This window comes from Ramlibacter sp. (genome assembly GCF_050250995.1).
GTDB lineage: Bacteria > Pseudomonadota > Gammaproteobacteria > Burkholderiales > Burkholderiaceae_C > Ramlibacter.
This window is the reverse complement of the sequence record NZ_JBFWNP010000008.1, coordinates 50,886-66,980: the sequence shown is the minus strand read 5'-3', so window position 1 is coordinate 66,980 and position 16,095 is coordinate 50,886. Positions and strand designations below refer to the sequence as shown.

At 68.9% G+C, this 16,095-nt stretch carries 13 protein-coding genes; 7 read left to right on the top strand and 6 right to left on the bottom strand.

The window, feature by feature from the left end:
• Positions 1–8 precede the first annotated feature (8 nt).
• The 3 genes from AB7E83_RS08670 to AB7E83_RS08660 are packed head-to-tail and all read left to right on the top strand — an operon-like array spanning position 9 to position 4,073.
• Positions 9–1,181: an ABC transporter substrate-binding protein gene (locus AB7E83_RS08670; RefSeq protein WP_428567856.1), complete on the top strand. Its 1,173-nt coding sequence runs from the start codon at positions 9–11 to the stop codon at positions 1,179–1,181.
• 10 nt (positions 1,182–1,191) lie between these two features.
• A complete protein-coding gene (locus AB7E83_RS08665) occupies positions 1,192–2,928 on the top strand; it encodes an amidohydrolase (protein ID WP_428567853.1) in 1,737 nt (578 codons plus the stop codon).
• A 14-nt stretch (positions 2,929–2,942) separates the two neighbouring features.
• Positions 2,943–4,073: a hypothetical protein gene (locus tag AB7E83_RS08660; RefSeq protein WP_428567851.1), complete on the top strand. Its 1,131-nt coding sequence runs from the start codon at positions 2,943–2,945 to the stop codon at positions 4,071–4,073.
• Positions 4,074–4,088: 15 nt separating this feature from the next.
• On the opposite strand, the gene AB7E83_RS08655 is transcribed toward AB7E83_RS08660, so the two are convergent.
• From AB7E83_RS08655 to AB7E83_RS08630, 6 genes are all read right to left on the bottom strand, one after another.
• Positions 4,089–4,436, bottom strand: a complete 348-nt coding sequence (locus tag AB7E83_RS08655; protein WP_428567848.1) for a type II toxin-antitoxin system RelE family toxin — start codon at positions 4,434–4,436, stop codon at positions 4,089–4,091.
• Complete coding sequence (locus AB7E83_RS08650) at positions 4,423–4,674, bottom strand: type II toxin-antitoxin system Phd/YefM family antitoxin (RefSeq protein ID WP_428567845.1); 252 nt, start codon at positions 4,672–4,674, stop codon at positions 4,423–4,425. The genes AB7E83_RS08655 and AB7E83_RS08650 overlap by 14 nt, the downstream gene beginning before the upstream one ends.
• Positions 4,675–4,771: 97 nt before the next feature.
• On the bottom strand, positions 4,772–6,319 hold the full coding sequence (locus AB7E83_RS08645) for a gamma-glutamyltransferase family protein (RefSeq protein WP_428568010.1): 1,548 nt from the start codon (positions 6,317–6,319) through the stop codon (positions 4,772–4,774).
• Between the two features lie 45 nt (positions 6,320–6,364).
• Entirely contained in the window at positions 6,365–7,987 is a 1,623-nt protein-coding gene (locus AB7E83_RS08640) for an amidohydrolase (protein ID WP_428567842.1), read from the bottom strand.
• 119 nt (positions 7,988–8,106) lie between these two features.
• The gene (locus AB7E83_RS08635) at positions 8,107–9,063 is read right to left on the bottom strand and encodes a Bug family tripartite tricarboxylate transporter substrate binding protein (RefSeq protein WP_428567840.1); all 957 of its coding nucleotides are present in this window, start codon (positions 9,061–9,063) and stop codon (positions 8,107–8,109) included.
• Between the two features lie 68 nt (positions 9,064–9,131).
• Positions 9,132–9,689: a MarR family winged helix-turn-helix transcriptional regulator gene (locus AB7E83_RS08630; RefSeq protein ID WP_428567837.1), complete on the bottom strand. Its 558-nt coding sequence runs from the start codon at positions 9,687–9,689 to the stop codon at positions 9,132–9,134.
• 83 nt (positions 9,690–9,772) lie between these two features.
• On the opposite strand from AB7E83_RS08630, the gene AB7E83_RS08625 reads away from it, so the two are divergent.
• The 4 genes from AB7E83_RS08625 to AB7E83_RS08610 are packed head-to-tail and all read left to right on the top strand — an operon-like array spanning position 9,773 to position 15,982.
• Positions 9,773–11,851: a hydantoinase/oxoprolinase family protein gene (locus tag AB7E83_RS08625; RefSeq protein ID WP_428567834.1), complete on the top strand. Its 2,079-nt coding sequence runs from the start codon at positions 9,773–9,775 to the stop codon at positions 11,849–11,851.
• Entirely contained in the window at positions 11,848–13,500 is a 1,653-nt protein-coding gene (locus AB7E83_RS08620; RefSeq protein ID WP_428567831.1) for a hydantoinase B/oxoprolinase family protein, read from the top strand. Before AB7E83_RS08625 ends, AB7E83_RS08620 begins: the two co-directional genes overlap by 4 nt.
• The gene (locus AB7E83_RS08615) at positions 13,497–15,032 is read left to right on the top strand and encodes an argininosuccinate lyase (protein WP_428567829.1); all 1,536 of its coding nucleotides are present in this window, start codon (positions 13,497–13,499) and stop codon (positions 15,030–15,032) included. The genes AB7E83_RS08620 and AB7E83_RS08615 overlap by 4 nt, the downstream gene beginning before the upstream one ends.
• Positions 15,029–15,982 (top strand): tripartite tricarboxylate transporter substrate binding protein, encoded by a 954-nt coding sequence (locus AB7E83_RS08610; RefSeq protein WP_428567826.1) that lies wholly within the window; start codon positions 15,029–15,031, stop codon positions 15,980–15,982. Before AB7E83_RS08615 ends, AB7E83_RS08610 begins: the two co-directional genes overlap by 4 nt.
• Positions 15,983–16,095: the final 113 nt, after the last annotated feature.

Here is a 16,095-nt window from a genome sequence, read left to right as displayed (position 1 = left end):
GTGTCCTCATGCAATCCACCCCGCTGTCTCTTCCTTCCCGCACCCACCGCCTGAAGGCCGTTGCCGGGGCCGTCGTCGCCGCGAGCGCGCTGCTCGCGGGCAGCGCCTGGGCCGACATCAAGATCGGCGTGCTGCTGCCCTTGTCGGGCAAGGGCTCGTCGTACGGCGTGCACCAGGAGATCGCCATGAAGATGGCGATGGAGCAGATCGTCAAGACCGGCATCAAGGGCGAGAAGGTCAACCTCGTGGTGTACGACACGCGCGGCGAGAACGCCGAGGCGATCAACCTCACGCGCAAGCTGATCTCCAACGACAAGGTGCTCGCCATCGTCGGCCCGTTCTTCAGCGGCGAGACCGAGGTGACCTTCCCCGTCGCCGTGCAGGGCAAGACGCCGATCATCACCGCCTCGGCCGCCAAGCCCGGCATCGCGACGAAGAACCGGCCCTGGGCGTTCCGCAACGCGCTGGCGTCGGACCAGATGAACGGGAAGCTGATCGAAGCCTGGCTGAAGCAGAACCCGAACGTGAAGTCGGTGGTGATCCTCACCGACGTGAAGGATGCGTTCACCAAGATCGACGGCACCGCGGTCTTCCCCGCCATCCTGCAGGCCAAGGGCATCAAGGTCATGGACAACATCTCGTTCCAGACCGCCGACATCGACTTCGCCGCGCAGGTCACCAAGGCCAAGCAGCTCAACCCCGACGGCATCATCGTCGCCGGCCTCTACAACGAGGGCGGCAACGTGGTGCGCGAGATCCGAAAGCAGGGCCTGAAGCAGCCCGTGGTCGGCGCCCTGGGCATGGCCGAAGTGAAGTTCCTCGAGATCGCGGGACCGGCTTCGGAAGGCACGATGGTGGTGATGCCCTTCTGGCCGGACAACCCGGACCAGAAGATCGCCGGCTTCGTCAACGAGTTCAAGAAGCGCGCCAACCGTCCGCCGGGCAACACCGACGCGCTGATGTACGACACGCTCTTCATGCTCAAGCAGTGCATCGAGACCAACGGCGTGACGAACAAGGACGCCGACCTCGCCGCCGACCGCGACAAGATCCGCGGCTGCTTCGAGAAGATCAACTACACGGGCGTGACGGGGCCGATCCGCTTCAACAACGACGGCGACGCCGTGCTGGTGCCCACCGTGCTGCAGGCCAAGGGCGGCAAGTGGTCGTATCTCCGCTGACCGCGAGCGCATGAGCCAGGCAACCCAGGGGCAGGTCGCCGACCTGCTCATTCACAACGCCATCGTGCATACGGTGGACGCGAAGGATTCGGTGGCCGAGGCCATCGCGGTCGGCGGCGGCCGGATCCTCGCGGTCGGCCGGCTCGCGGACGTCGAGGGCCGCTGCGGCCCCTCGACGCGCCGCGTCGACCTGCAGGGCAAGACCGTCGTGCCCGGCTTCGTCGACGCGCATCCGCACATGGACATCGTGGGCCTGAAGCTCACGAAGCCCGCTTTCGACAACCCGAAGTCCATCGCGGACATCCTCGACGTGATCCGCAGGGAAGTCGAGACGAAGAAGCCGGGCGAGTGGATCGTGTGCAACCCGGTCGCGAACGAGCCCGAGGTGTTCGGCTATCCGGGCGCGCTGGCCGAGGGACGCTGGCCGACGCGCCACGACCTCGACACCGTGTCGCCCGACAACCCTGTCTACATCGAGCCGCCGCAACTCGTCGCGCCCGGGCACGCCTTCGCCAACAGCGCGGCCATTCGCGCCTGCGGGATCACTGGGGATTCGAAGGTGATCGAGGGCGTGAACATCGAAATCGATGCGAACGGCGAACCCACCGGCGTCTTCACCGACATCACGTTCCCGAAGTGGCTGCCGGTGCGCGACGGCGCGTTCCGCGCATCGACGTCGCTGTTCCCCGCGATGCCCGAGCTCACCGACGCCGAGACGCTGAAAGCGGTGGCGGCGGGCGCGAAGGCGTTCAACGAGGCCGGCATCACGACGATCTACGAAGGCCACGGCATCCCGACCGGCCCGCAGCGCGCGTACATGGACCTGTGGAGCAGGAAGCAGCTCACGATCCGCACGTACTTCGTGGTGTCCTATCCGGTGCCGCTGTACCGCGACCGCGAGAAGGGCAATGCGCTGATCGAGCAGACCGCGCGCTACGCGGGCGGCAACGGTTTCGGCGACGACATCCTGAAATTCGGCGGCCTCGGCTTCTCCTTCGACAGCGCGGCGGCGATGGGCGCGTGCCTGATGCGCGAGCCCTACGTCGGCGCGGCCGGCACGCCGTGGCACGGCGTGCAGATGGTCGACGACGAGGCGTTCCGCGACATCGTGAAGCGTTGCGCGGCTGCGGGCATCCGCGTGCAGGTGCAGTGCTCCGGCGGCGCGGCCATCGACAAGGTGCTCAAGACCTACGAGGACGTCGACAAGGACATTCCCATCGAGGGCAAGCGCTGGACCATCCAGCACTGCCAGTTCCCGAGCGCGGAGAACATGGAAGCATGCCGGCGCCTGGGCGTGCTGCCGACGACGACGACCAACTTCCTGTGGATGTACGGCTCGGTGTATCGCAAGGCGTTCGGCGAACAGCTCGCGCAGAAGGCGATTCCGTTCAAGAGCTGGCTCGACGCGGGCATCCCCGTCGCGCAGTCCACCGACGGCAATCCCTTCCAGCCGATGTTCGCGTTCTGGGAGCTGCTGTCGCGCAAGGATGCGGTGTCGGGGCAGGCGCTCGGCGGCGAGTCGCAGCGGCTCACGCGGCAGGAGGCCCTGCGCACCTACACGCTCAACGGCGCGCGCACGGCGTTCTGGGACGAGGTGACGGGTTCGATCGAGCCCGGCAAGTATGCGGACTTCGCGATCCTGTCGGACGACATCATGACGATCGACGAGGACGCGATTCCGAAGACCAAGGTGCTGGCGACGCTGCTGGGCGGCAAGCCGGTGCATGACACGGGTGTGTTCGCCTGAAGGAGCGCTTGAGGATGGCCTCGAACGATTTCGCGTCGAAGCTGCTGCGCGCGGCGCTGGCGCTGGAGGGCGACACGCCCTCTTCGTCCGTCACCGCCGACGTGCAGTCGTTCTACAAGCAGGCGAACGACGACGCCGAGGCGTGCTTCGCCTCGTGCCGGGATGCCAATGACGTCGAGCAGGCGGTGCGCACGGCCGGCGCGACCATCGAGCTGAGCCTGGCGGCGCGCGCGCTCGAATCGGCGGACGAGTGGATGGCGCGCGGCAAGCGCGATGCGGCCGCGGTCAACGCGGCGATCGCGCGACGCCAGTTGTTGCGCGCCGCCGCGGCGCTGGAGAAGCCTTCGGTGGTCACGACGAAGCTGCCCGCGGACGGCGCGCCGCTCAAGGGCAGCATCGATTCGGCCCTGCCGCCGTCGAAGGAAAACGCCCTCGACGGCCCGGTCGCCGTCGAGGCGCAGCGCAACATCGCGCAATACCACCGCGAGCACGAGCGCTACTACACGACGTTCACCACCGAACAGGCGCTCGACATCTACCGCGAAGCGAACAAGCTGAAGATCCTCGCCGGCGTGTGGCTCGAAGCGCCGGGCGCCGACGTGCAGCCCGCCGTCGACTATCTCAAGGACGAATACCACCCCGTCGGCAGCGTGGACCTCAATTCACGCCATGCCATCGGGCATATCGGCGTGCTGTACATGGAAGGCCCGGGCGAGACCGAACCGGGCGAGATCGTGGTGCTGAAGAACAAGCTTCGCGCCTACGGCATGGGCACGGGCCGCCTCGGCACCTGGCTGGTCGACAAGATGCATGGCGCGTGGAAGCGCGAGCAGCGCATCTTCGATTCGCAATCCGCCGAACTGGCGGCCGCGCGCTTCGTGAGCATCGCGACCAACTGGCGCGGCGCGCGCAACATGCAGCTGGTCGGCCGCGTGCTGGGCCTGGGTCTGGACCTGCTGTCGCGGCAGGATTTCAGCCGGGAGGGCGTGCGCAAGGACAAGGCGGCCGCCGCGAAGGTCGCATTGAACGCAGGCTGGATCGTCGCGATGGCCGGGCAACTCCAGGCCAACGCGGGCATCGAGCTTGCCGAGGCGGACCGGTCGTGGACGGGGTTTCTGGAGATGCTGGAAAGCCGGTTCCAATAGCCGGCCGGACGAAATTCAGTCTGCCGTCCTTCGTACGGCGGATCCGTAGACCCTGCCATCTTCGCGCCGATCGACGGCGAGCACGTACACGATCACCTCTTCGTCGATGACTTCGTAGACAAGTCGAACGCCCGCCTTCTGCAGTTTGATCTTGTAGCAACCGGCGAGCGGCGGGTGAAGCGCCGAGCCGGGAATGTGCGGGTGCTCCAGCCTTTTCGCCAGGAGCTTCTTGAGCGGCGCTCGTATCGAGTTGTCGAGCGCGTGCCATTCCTCGAGCGCTTCGGGATGGAACCTGAGTCGGAACCGCGGTAAGGGCGACGCAGAGGACTGGAGGGGTTTGGCCGATTTTCTAGAGGTCTTCAATGTCCACCTCGACCGCCTTGCCCCGTTCGGCCCGGCGTCGAAGAACTTTCCTGTCCCACTCTCGTTCGGAAAGCTCTTCCACGAGCGCTTCGAACAGCTTGGGCTCGACCATGTAGAACGCGGGCTTGTTGTGATTGAGCACCGCCACCGGCTGATGATTCGCACCGCGCAGCACCGCCGCCGGGTTCCGCTTGAACTCGGACATGCTGACACTGAGGCTGGCGAGGATCGGAGACATATTCAGCTCTTTTATTGGCGCTGATTTTAGCTGGATCCGTCATGGCCTGCAAACCGGCTACCGCGACCCTGACGAGATCGAAGCGGGCTTGGTGCGCTCAGCAACCCGCAGCTACCCCATCCCGCCTGAAATCCGACGCCCCCGCCCACGCATCGCCGACGCGATGCACCATCTGCGCGCCGCCGAATTCGAGCGAGGCCGGGTCTGCGATCTCGACGCGGTGGCCCCAGGAGGCGAGCGTCTCGGCCACTTCCGAAGGCACCTGCGACTCGAGGCGGATGCGCCCATCGTCTTCCGCGATGCGCCACCTCGGAAGATCGAGCGCCGACTGCGGATTGGCGCCGCGGTCGAGCAGGTCTCCGATCACCTGCACCTGCCCCTGCGGCTGCATGTCCGCGCCCACGACGCCGAGTGCCGCGAGCGGCAAGCCGCCCTGCATCAGCATCGCGGGCAGGATCGTGTGGAACGGGCGCTTGCGCCCTGCCACGATGTTCGGGTGCGACGGATCGAGCGAGAACCCAGTCCCTCGATTGAGCAGGCTCACCCCGACTTCCGGCACGACCACGCCCGAGCCGAAACCCTGGAAGTTCGACTGGATGTACGAGACAAGGCGGCCGCTTGCGTCGCCCGCGGCGAGGTACACCGTGTTGCCCGGCGCGAGTTCGCGCGCCTGCCACTGCGCGGCACGCTGCGGGTCGATGGCCGCGGCACGCTGCGCGAGGTAGTCCGGCGCGAGCAGATCGGCCACGCCCATCGGCATGAAGCGCGGATCGGTCACCCAGCGGTAGACGTCCGCGAACGCGATCTTCATCGCCTCGATCTGCAGGTGCATCCGGGTGGCCTGCGGCGTCCGCGAAGACAGATCGAAGTGCCGCAGGATCCCGAGCGCGATCTGCACCGCCACGCCCTGCCCGTTCGGCGGCAACTCCAGGACCTCGGCGTCGCGGTAGGCGAGCCGCGTCGGCTCGACCCAGTCGGCCCGGTGCGACGCGAGATCGTCCATCGACAAGGCGCCGCCGTGCGCACGTGCGTGCGCGACGATCGCCTCGGCGATGCCGCCTTCGTAGAAGTCGCGGCCCTCGGTCTGCGCGATGCGCGCCAGGGACTTCGCCACGGCGGGGAAGCGGAAGCGCTCGCCCACTTTCGGCGCGCTGCCGCCGGGCAGGAACGCGTCGGCGAACCCGGGCTGTTTCGCGAGACGCGGGACCTGCGCGGCCCACTGCCGCGCGATCCGCGGGGACACCGGGAAGCCTTCGGACGCATAGCGCATGGCCGGCGCGAAGAGCTCGTCGAGCGGCAGAGTGCCGTGCCGCCGCCACAACGCGATCCACGCGGACACGGCCCCCGGCACGGTCACCGAGTCCCAGCCCTCCGCCGGCATCTTCGCGTGGCCGGCGAAGCGCTCCGGCGTCCAGGCGGCGGGCGAATGCCCGGACGCATTGAGCGCGGCAATTTCCTTGCCGTCCCAGAGCATCGCGAAGGCGTCGCTGCCCAGGCCGTTCATGATCGGCTCGACGACGACGAGCGTCGCCGCCGCGGCGACGATCGCATCGACCGCATTGCCGCCCCGCGCGAACATGGCCGCGCCGGCCTGCGAAGCGAGCGGCTGCGAAGTCGCGATCACGTTGTCCGCGAGCACGGGCATGCGCTGCGAGCGGTGGGGGAAAGTCCAGTCCACGGTGAGTCCTCGTCAGTCGCGTGGCGCGACGCGGCCGCCGACGATGGTCATGTCGGGAACGAGCGTGGGGATGCGCTCGGCCGGCATCGTCAGCGGGTTGTCCGCCAGCACGATCATGTCGGCGAGCTTGCCGGCCTCCAGCGTCCCCCGTCGCGTTTCATCGCCGCACAGCCATGCGCCGTTCACGGTCGCGCATTGCAGCGCCTCCTCGCGCGACACCTTTTGAGAAGGGGCGATCACGCGCCGCGTCGCACGGTCGATGCGCTCCGTCGCCTGCCACACGCAGGGCCACAAGGTCACGGGCACGTTGTCGGACGCGAGCGAGACCTTCACGCCCGCGTCGAGCAGCGAACGGATCGGGCAGATCTCGTTCTCGCGTTCGGCGCCGATTCGACCGAGCACCGACGACGCGCTGCGCCAGATGTACGCATTGGTCAGCGTCGTCACGACGACGCCGTTGTCCGCGATGCCCGCGACCTGCCTTGCATCGAGCGTCGCCGGATGCGCGATCACCCAGCGCAGGCCGTCGATGAGCGCCTCGCGCGCGACGTCGATGAAGACGTCGGCCATCGCGGTCTGGATCGCGCACACGCGCAGGCCTTCGCGCGCGGCATTCGTCAGCAGCGTCCGGAACTGTTCCGGCGGCAGGCCCGCGTCGTAGTTGAAGCCGGCCCAGCCCGACTGCGGCGCGCAGCCCGCCCGCAGCCGCGCTTCGGGCGCATCGACCGCCGGCTCCGCGTACATGCCCTGCAGCCGCACCCAGTCGTCGCCCTGGGCATCGCGCCTCAGGCGCGCGGCCTCGCGCGTGACCCACTGCGCCACGTCGGCCACGCTCGCCCCGCTGAAGGCCGGGCTCACGAGCAGATGCGCGCGCAAGGTCGAACGGCCGGCATCGCGCGTGCGGCGCCAGGCGTCGATCACTTCGCCATTGACGCCGTGGCCCTCGAACACGCCGGTCGTGCCGAACCGGTTGTACGCGCGCATCGACGCTTCCATCGTGCGCAGGCGGTCGTCCGCGGTGAAGTTCGGCGCGCCGCGGAACAGCGTGAACTCCGCGAGCGGCTGCATCGCATGTTCGAAGAAACGCCCTGTCGGCTCGCCGGCGCCGTCCTTCTCGATCGTGAGCTTCGCCGAAGGCGACTCCGTGCCGGCGTCGACTTTCGCAAGCCGCAAGGCCGCGCTGTTCGCGATGGAGACGGTGGGCAGCACGCCCGGCCAGTAACCCCATGCACAGCGGATCAGCACCGGATGATCCGCCGTCGCCCGGTCGAGATCGAAGCGGTCCGGCAGGCGTCCTTCGCCGAACATCGAGGGCGACGACGCATATTCCGGCGGCTCGCCGAGCGGCATCGTCACGATCCAGCGGCCCTTGGGCGTGGTCGCGGCGATCTCGCGGATGCGGTCCACGACACCCGCGACCGAGCGGCAGCCCGACAGCGAGGGCAGCAGCCCCTTCAGGCCTTCGCGGTCCGCATGCGCGTGACCGTCGATGAGGCCGGGCATCAGCGTGCGACCCTCGAGCTCGACGATTTCCGTGGCCGGACCCGCGAACGCGGACACTTCCGCATCCGAACCCACGGCGACGATTTCGGCCCCGCGCGTCGCCACGGCCTGGGCCGTGCGCCCGGCTGCCATCGTCAGCACGTGCCCGCCGCGCAGCACGCGGTCGGCGTGGACCCCTGACCCGCCGCCAGGCATATCGCCAGGAGCGCCGGCGAACCCGCCGCCGGCCCCCTCCCCGCCCGTGCCCCCCGTCACTCCGGTTTGATCCCCGCGTCCTGCGTGATGCGCGTGTACTTCGCCTGGTCCTCGCGCAGGATGGCCGCGAATTCCGCCGGCGAGGTCGGCGCGACGTCGATGGAGCTGTCCGTGATGCGCTTCGCCACCGCCGGGTCGGCCAATGCGAAGCGCAGCGCCTGGTTGATCCTGTCCACGATGGGGGCGGGCGTGCCGGGCGTGATCATCACGCCGTGCCAGCCCTCGAGCACGAAGCCGGGAATCGTCTCGGCGATGACCGGCAGGTCCGGCAGCGGCATGCCGCGCTTGGAGCCGGTCAGCGCGAGCGGCTTCACCTTGCCCGCACGGACCTGCGGCATCGCGGTGTTGAAGAGGTCGATCACCACGTTGATCTGCCCGGCGATGAGGTCGTTCATCGCGAGCGTGTTGCCCTTGTAGAGCACGTGGGTGAAGTCGGCCTTGCTGTGCGACTTGAACCACATGCAGCCGAAGCCCGGCAGCCCGCCGCCCGAGGCGCAGTTCACGCCCTGCTTGCGGGCGACGTCGATCATCTCGGCCACGTTCTTCGCGGGGAAGTTCGGGTTGGCGACGAGGATGTAGGCCTGCGAGGTGATGCGCGCGACCGGCGCGAGGTCCTTCAGCGGGTCCACCATGTTCTTGTACGTGAGCGGGTTCGTCACGATGTTCGGCACGACGTAGAGGATCGTGTAGCCGTCCGGCGCCGCCTTGGACACCATGTCGTGGCCGATGTTGGCGTTGCCGCCGGGCCGGTTGTCGATGACGACGGGCTGGCCCAGGAACTCCGCCATCTTCGGCTGCAGCGCACGGGCGATGACGTCGGCCGGGCCGCCGGCGGCATAGGGCACGACCCAGCGGATGGGCTTGGTGGGGAAGGCCTGGGCGCTCGCGGCGATCGAAGCGAGCGCGAGAGGAAGCGCCAGGGCGGCGCGAACGAGGGCGCGACGGTACATCATGTTCGGGTCCTTTTCTTGAATAATCGATTTTGCTATGAACATCGAGAATCCGGCAAGTCGTCGAACCCTCAGGTCCGCGGCCGTCCGGCCTTTCGCTTCTCGTCACGCCGCGCCGAACCCATCCAGCGGTTCGCCGACACGTCGACGACGTGCAGCGTCGCAAGCTCGCCCGCGCGGGCGGTGAGCTTGGACAGCGAGCGGTCGAAGGCGGCGAGCTCGTCCGCGTCCAGCGCGCCGATGAGCTCGGCGTTGATGCGCACGAGCAGCGGAAAGATCTGCGCATGCAATTCGCGGGCCGAGGCGGTGGCTTCGAGCGTCGCGCGCCGCCGGTCGTCCTCCCGCTCGGTGCGCAGCACGAGGCCCTTGCCGAGCAGCGCGGTGAGGAGGCGCGAGGCCCGCGCGGACTCCATGTGGGCGCGGCGTCCCAGTTCGGTGGGCGACATCGCGCCGTCTTCCACCAGGATCGCCATCAGGTGCCATTCCGCGCGCGCGATGCCGAAGCCGCCCTCGAACAGGCGCAGCCCCGGCGCGCCGCTCGAGGCGAAGAGCGTCTTCAGCCGGTAGTTCAGGAGGTCCTTCTGCCCGCGCGGGTGGGCGAGCGTGGAGCACGTCGGTTCGTTCGCCATCGTTCGCTGTTTTAAACAAATATCGGGCCCGGACCTAGCATTTCCGTCTCGGGGAAGACCCCTACGGAACCGGACACACATCGATGATGCTGCTGGGCGTCGACATCGGAGGAACGTTCACCGACTTCGTGCTGCTGGACACGGCCACCCGCCGGATCTGGACGGAGAAGCTGCTGACCGACCCCGCGCGGCCGGACGACATCGTGCTCGAAGGCACGACGCGCCTGCTGGAGAAGTGCCGAATGGGGGCGCGCGACCTCGGCTATGTGGTGCACGGCACCACGCTGGTGACCAACGCGGTGATCGAGCGCCGCGGCACGCCCACGTGGCTCGTCACCACGAAGGGCTTTCGCGACGTGATCGAGATCGGCCGCGAGAAGCGGTACGACATCTACGACCTGCACCTCGTCAACCCGTCGCCGCTGGCGGAGCGTTCGCGGCGCCTGGAGATCGACGAGCGCATGTCGGCGCAGGGCGAGGTCGTGCGCGAGCCTTCGCGCGAGGAACTGCGCGACGTCGTTCGCGACATTCCGCGCGACGGCACGCAGGCCGTCGCCGTGGTGCTCCTGCATTCCTGGCGCAATCCGCGCAACGAGCGGCTCGTCGCGCAGTGGCTGCGCGAGGAACTCGGCCCGCAGGCCGCCATCTCGCTGTCGTGCGACGTCTCGCCCGAAATGGGCGAGTTCGAGCGCACCTCCACGACGCTCATCAACGCCTACGTGCAGCCGCTCGTGTCGACCTACCTCGACCGTCTCGAAGGCGCGCTCGCGCGCATGGGCATCCAGGCGCCGCCGTTGATGATGCTGTCGCATGGCGGCCTGGCGCGCTTCCGGCTCGCCAAGGAATTCCCTGTCCGCATCCTCGAATCCGGTCCCGCGGGCGGCGCGGCCGTCGCGGCCTACGTCGCGGAATCGCTGGAGATCCGGCGCGCCCTCGCCTTCGACATGGGCGGCACCACGGCAAAGATCTGCTTCGTCGACGACTACAAGCCTCAGGTCGTGGCCGACGGCGAGGTGGCGCGCATGGACCGCTTCAAGAAGGGCAGCGGCATGCCCGTGCGCGTGCCGATGGTCGACCTGATCGAGATCGGCGCGGGCGGCGGCAGCATCGCAAGCTGCAACGTGTTCGGCATGCTGGCGGTGGGGCCGCGCAGCGCGGGATCGGTGCCGGGCCCGGCCTGCTACGCGCGCGGCGGCGAGCTGCCCACCGTCTCGGATGCGAACCTGCTGCTCGGCTACCTCGATGCCGACAACTTCCTCGGCGGCGAGATGCGGCTCGACGCCGACGCGGCCCGCAGGGCGTTCGCGCCGCTGTGCGAGCGCCTCGGCAAATCGGCCGTCGAACTCGCGTGGGCGGTGCAGGACACGGTGAACCAGAACATGGTTCGCGCCGCGCAGCTGCATGCCTTCGACACGGCGAGGGACCTGTCCGACTACACGCTCATCTGCTCCGGCGGCGCCGCGCCCGCGAACGCATGCCGCGTCGCGCGCGAGCTCGGCATCCTGAAGGTGGTCGTGCCGACCGCGGCGGGCGTCGCGTCCTCGCTCGGCTTCCTCGTGGCGCCGGTCTCCATCGACCTGCGCCGCACCGTGCTCACGGCGCTTTCCCGCCTGGACGGCGCGGCCATCGACGCCGCCGTCGATTCGATGCGGCAGGAGGCGCGCACCGCGCTCGCCGACGTCGGCGTGCAGGAGGAGCGGGTCGAGGTCGCGCTCGCCATCGAGGCACGCTTCACCGGCCAGGCGCACTCGCTGGTGCTCGACGTCGATGCAGCGCAGCTCGCCGACGCCGCGGCGCTGCGCGATGCGTTCAGGGACAAGTACCGCCAGTCCTACGGCGACTGCCCCTCGCGCGCGGACGTCGAGATCACCGCGGTGCGCCTGCGGATGCTGCAGCGCGCGGACAACGTGGGCTCGGTGACCCGCGACGCCGTCGAGACGCGCCGGCACGCCGCCGCGCGCACCGCCTACTTCCCCGAGACCGGCGAGATACCGACGCCGGTCCACGACCGGGACGCGCTGGCGGCCGGCACGCGCATCGACGGCCCCGCCATCGTGCAGGAGCGCGACACGACCATCATCGTCCCGCCGGGCGCCGTCGCGCATGTCGATCCGTCGGGAAACTTCATCATCGACCTCGCCGGCATGGCGCTCACCGCATGAAACTCGACGCGATCCAGCTGGGCATGCACTGGGCCCGCCTCGTCACCGTCGCCGACGAGATGACGAGCATCCTCGTGCGCACCGCATTCTCCACCGTGGTCAACCAGTCGCACGACTGCGCCTGCATGCTGCTCGACGCGCAGGGTCACTCGGTCGCGCAGTCTTCCCATGCGCTGCCCGCCTTCATGGGCACGATGCCGCACACGGCCAAGGAGATGCTGCGCCGCTTCGGGCCGACGCTCGTCGAGGGCGACGTGCTCGTCACCAACGACCCCTGGGTCGCGGGCGGCCACCTGCCCGACCTCACCGTGCTGCGGCCGGTGTTCGCGAACGGCGAGCTCGTCGCCATCACCGCAAGCACCGCGCACCTGCCGGACATCGGCGGCAAGGTGTGGTCGGCCGACTGCAACGAGGTCTTCGAGGAAGGCCTTCGCATTCCGCCCATGAAGCTCTTCGCCGCGGGCGTGCGCAACGAGACGATGTTCGAGGTGCTGCGCACCAACGTACGCACGCCCGACGACGTGGAGCATGACGTGATGGCGCAGGTCGGGGCCACCGCCTTCGGCGCGCGCCGCCTGCAGGAGCTGCTGGCGCGCTACGCGGGGCTCGACCTGCGCGAGCTGGCCCGCGAGATCCTCCAGCGTTCCGAGGATGCGATGCGCGAGGCCATCTCGCGCCTTCCCGCCGGCACCTACCGCCATGTCGTCGAGCTCGACGGCTTCAGCGAGCCCACCACGCTCAAGTGCAGCGTGACCGTCGGCGCCGAAGGCCTGGACATCGACTTCACCGGCAGCTCCGCGCAGCAGCCCTTCGGCATCAACTCGGTCATGCAGTACACGCAGGCCTATGCCAACTACGCGATCAAGTGCCTGCTGAGCCCGGAGTCGCCCTGCAACGAAGGCAGCTTCCGCATGATCCGCATCGCCGCGCCGCGCGGCTCGATCCTGAATGCGCAGCCACCCGCCGCCGTGGGCGGACGCCACCTCACCGGCATGTTCGTGCCCTTCGCGATCTACGGCGCGCTCGCGCAGGCGAACGAGGCGCTGGCGGTCGGGGATGCCGGCCTGCCCGGCAGCCCCAACTTCACGCTGCAGGAGCGCAACGCCGACGGCACGACGCGGTCGATCAACCAGTTCTATTCGAGCAACGGCGGCATGGGCGCGCGCTGGGGGCAGGACGGCATCGCGGCCTGTTCGTTTCCGACGAACATCGCCAACGTGCCGGCCGAAGTGGTCGAGGCGCGCTCGGGCCTGATCGTCGACTGCAAGATGCTCACGCCGGACTCCGGCGGCGCCGGGCGCTGGCGAGGCGGCCTCGGGCAGACGTATGCGATCCGCGTGCCGTCGGACTACAAGGGCTCGGCCTGGGTCTCGATGTTGTCCGACCGCACGGACCATCCCGCGATGGGGCGACTCGGCGGCGAGCCTGGTTCGTTGCGCACCAACATCCTCAACGGCACGACCGCGCTGCATCCCAAGAAGCGCGTGCAGCTCGCGGCCGGCGACCGCATCGAGATCAGGATGCCGGGCGGGGCGGGTGTGGGAGAACCGTCGCAGCGCGACCCAGCCGCCGTGCGGGACGACCTGCGCAACGGATACATCACCCCCGACGAGGCGATGCGCCACTATGGCGTACGCGCGGCGCCATGAGCGACAAGGCCCCCTCGTTCCGCGCCGCAGGCACCCGCCTGAAGGGCGCGCTTCGCCCCGAGTTGTCCGCCGTGTGCTACCCCGTGCCGGGCGACCGCATCTGGCGCGTGCTCGACGCCGCGCATCGCTTCGACAAGGCGCACATCGCGATGTTGTGCGAAGCGGGCATCGTCGACCGCGACAGCGCGGCGCAGATGCTGCGCGCGCTGCTTGAACTCGAATCGCAGCCCGAAGGCGTGGTGGCCGCGCGCCTGCGCATCGGCGGCGGCAACCACTCCGGAGAGAAGCTCCTCACGCAGCGGCTCGGCGAAGGCATCGCCGGCAAGATCCACGCCGGCCGCAGCAGCGGCGACATCAGCGCGGTCGCGAACCGGCTCACGCAGCAGCGCGAGCTGCGCGAGGTGATGTCGCTCGTGCTCCAGCTGCGCCGCCAGGTCGTCTCCCGCGCGAAGCAGGACGCGACCGTGCTCGTCATGGGCTATAGCCACCTGCAGCATGCGCAGCCCGCGACGCTCGGCCACTACTGGAGCAGCTGGCTCGTGGGGCTGGAGCGCGACTTCGCGCGCCTGCGGGACTTGTACGAACGATTCGACGCCAGCCCCGCCGGTGCGGCCGTGCTCACCGGCTCGCGCTTCGCGCTGAAGCCCGAGCGCACCGCCGAGCTGCTCGGCTTCTCCGAGGTCTTCCGCAATTCCCGCGACGCGGGCTGGTCCGCCGACTGCTACCAGGAGGCGGCCTGTGCGCTCTCGATCCTGCTCGCGACCATCGGCCGCATGGCCGACGACCTCTATCTCTGGTCCACGTCGGAGTTCGGCATCGTCGAGATCGACGACGGCTTCTGCATCAACTCGAGCATCCTGCCGCAGAAGAAGAACCCGGTCGCCCTCGAACACATCCGCGGCGTCGGCCGCATCGCGATGGGCCGCGCGGCCTCCGTCATGGCGAGCTTCGCGAGCGCCTCCGACAGCATCGTGTTCGAGCGCTACCTCGCGGTGGAGGAACTCTGGCGCACCTTCGACGATGCGAAGGGCGCGCTCGCGCTGCTGTCCGCCGTGCTGGAATCGCTCACGATCCGGCACGAGGACGCGCTGAAGGCCTTCGACGACAGCTGGTGCTGGACCTCCGACCTCGCCGCCGCGCTCGTGCTCGACCACGCGCTGCCGTGGCGCACCGCGCAGCAGTCGGTGAGCGTGCTCGTGCGGCAGATGATGGATGCGGGTCGCACGGCGGAGTCCGTCACCGAGGCCGACGTGGCCGGCGCCCTCGAAACCTACACGCGCGAACCCGCACCGCAGCTCGCGCCCGGCTTCGTCGATCGCGTCCGCGATCCGCGCGCCGTCGTCGAATCGCGCATCGTCCCCGGCGGTCCGGCCGAGCGCGACGTGCGCCGGCAGATCGCCACGGCAGAAGCCTTCATCGAGCGCGACGCGCGCGACGCGGATGCGTACGAGTCGAAGGCACGCGCGGCCGACGCGCGCCTGCACGACGCCATCCAGGCCATCGTTTCACCCCCAGGAGTTCAAGCCTCATGAAAAAGCTCTTCGCCCTCCTCTTCTGCCTCGCGGCCGCGTCCGCCCAGGCGCAGGCCTTCCCCGAGCGCGAGGTCAAGATCGTGACCGGGTTTCCGCCCGGCAGCGTGGCCGAGCTTTCGCTGCGCGCGCTCGTGCGCTCCGCGCAGAAGTTCGTGGACAAGCCGCTCATCATCGTCAACAAGCCCGGGGCCGGCCAGAGCATCGCGATGAACGAGCTGATGGCCGCGCCCGCCGACGGCCACACGCTCGGCATGGTCACCGACACCTTCATGGGCATGACCTACTACCAGTACAAGCTGCGCTACGAGGCCGACGAGATCCAGCCCGTGGTCGGCTATGCGCAGCTGCGCCACCTGCTCTTCGTCAAGGGCGATTCGCCGCTGAAGCGCTACGAGGATTTCGTCGCGCAGGCGAAGCGGCAGTCGGTCTCGTACGGCGGCACCGGCGTCGGCACGACGCCCGACATGCTCGGCAAGATCTGGGCGCGCGCGTCGGGCCTGAAGCTCGATTACGTCGCCTTCAAGGGCAGCAACGAATACATCCCGTCGGTGATGGGCGGGCACGTGACGAGCGGCATCGTGGACATCTCGGGCGTCGCGAAGCAGCTGGAGGACGGCTCGCTCGCGGGGGTCGTCGTCTTCGGCAACGAGCGCTTTCCCGAGTTCCCGAACATCCCGACCGCCGCCGAGAAGGGCGTGAACGTGGACATGAGCATGTTCAATGCCGTGATCACGATCGTCGCCAACCGCAAGGCGCCCGCCGACCGCACGCGCGTGCTGCAGGATGCGTTCACGAAGGCCGCGCAGGACCCGGATTACCGCGCCGCGATCAAGGCCTCGGGCATGCACGCCGTGGTCGTCGCGCCCGAGCAGATTCGCACGCGGATCGAAGCGGCGCGCAAACTTTCGATTCCGCTGATGAAGGAGATGAATCTGCTGCAGGCGAACTGAGCGCGCGCGCTCGGCACGTCGCGCCTTCTTCCTGCATCGTACGGCGCCGATGTCAGTTGCCTGGCAACAAGTCTGGCGCATCCGATGACCGATCTGGCAGAGTAGCGGCTGCG

Bases quoted from the DNA above. Each gene is read 5' to 3' on its own strand.
- AB7E83_RS08670 (WP_428567856.1), top strand. From the start codon at position 9: ATGCAATCCACCCCGCTGTCTCTTCCTTCCCGCACCCACCGCCTGAAG.
- AB7E83_RS08665 (WP_428567853.1), top strand. From the start codon at position 1,192: ATGAGCCAGGCAACCCAGGGGCAGGTCGCCGACCTGCTCATTCACAAC.
- AB7E83_RS08660 (WP_428567851.1), top strand. From the start codon at position 2,943: ATGGCCTCGAACGATTTCGCGTCGAAGCTGCTGCGCGCGGCGCTGGCG.
- AB7E83_RS08650 (WP_428567845.1), bottom strand. From the start codon at position 4,674: ATGTCTCCGATCCTCGCCAGCCTCAGTGTCAGCATGTCCGAGTTCAAG.
- AB7E83_RS08645 (WP_428568010.1), bottom strand. From the start codon at position 6,319: ATGCCCGTGCTCGCGGACAACGTGATCGCGACTTCGCAGCCGCTCGCT.
- AB7E83_RS08640 (WP_428567842.1), bottom strand. From the start codon at position 7,987: ATGGCAGCCGGGCGCACGGCCCAGGCCGTGGCGACGCGCGGGGCCGAA.
- AB7E83_RS08635 (WP_428567840.1), bottom strand. From the start codon at position 9,063: ATGATGTACCGTCGCGCCCTCGTTCGCGCCGCCCTGGCGCTTCCTCTC.
- AB7E83_RS08630 (WP_428567837.1), bottom strand. From the start codon at position 9,689: ATGGCGAACGAACCGACGTGCTCCACGCTCGCCCACCCGCGCGGGCAG.
- AB7E83_RS08625 (WP_428567834.1), top strand. From the start codon at position 9,773: ATGATGCTGCTGGGCGTCGACATCGGAGGAACGTTCACCGACTTCGTG.
- AB7E83_RS08620 (WP_428567831.1), top strand. From the start codon at position 11,848: ATGAAACTCGACGCGATCCAGCTGGGCATGCACTGGGCCCGCCTCGTC.
- AB7E83_RS08615 (WP_428567829.1), top strand. From the start codon at position 13,497: ATGAGCGACAAGGCCCCCTCGTTCCGCGCCGCAGGCACCCGCCTGAAG.
- AB7E83_RS08610 (WP_428567826.1), top strand. From the start codon at position 15,029: ATGAAAAAGCTCTTCGCCCTCCTCTTCTGCCTCGCGGCCGCGTCCGCC.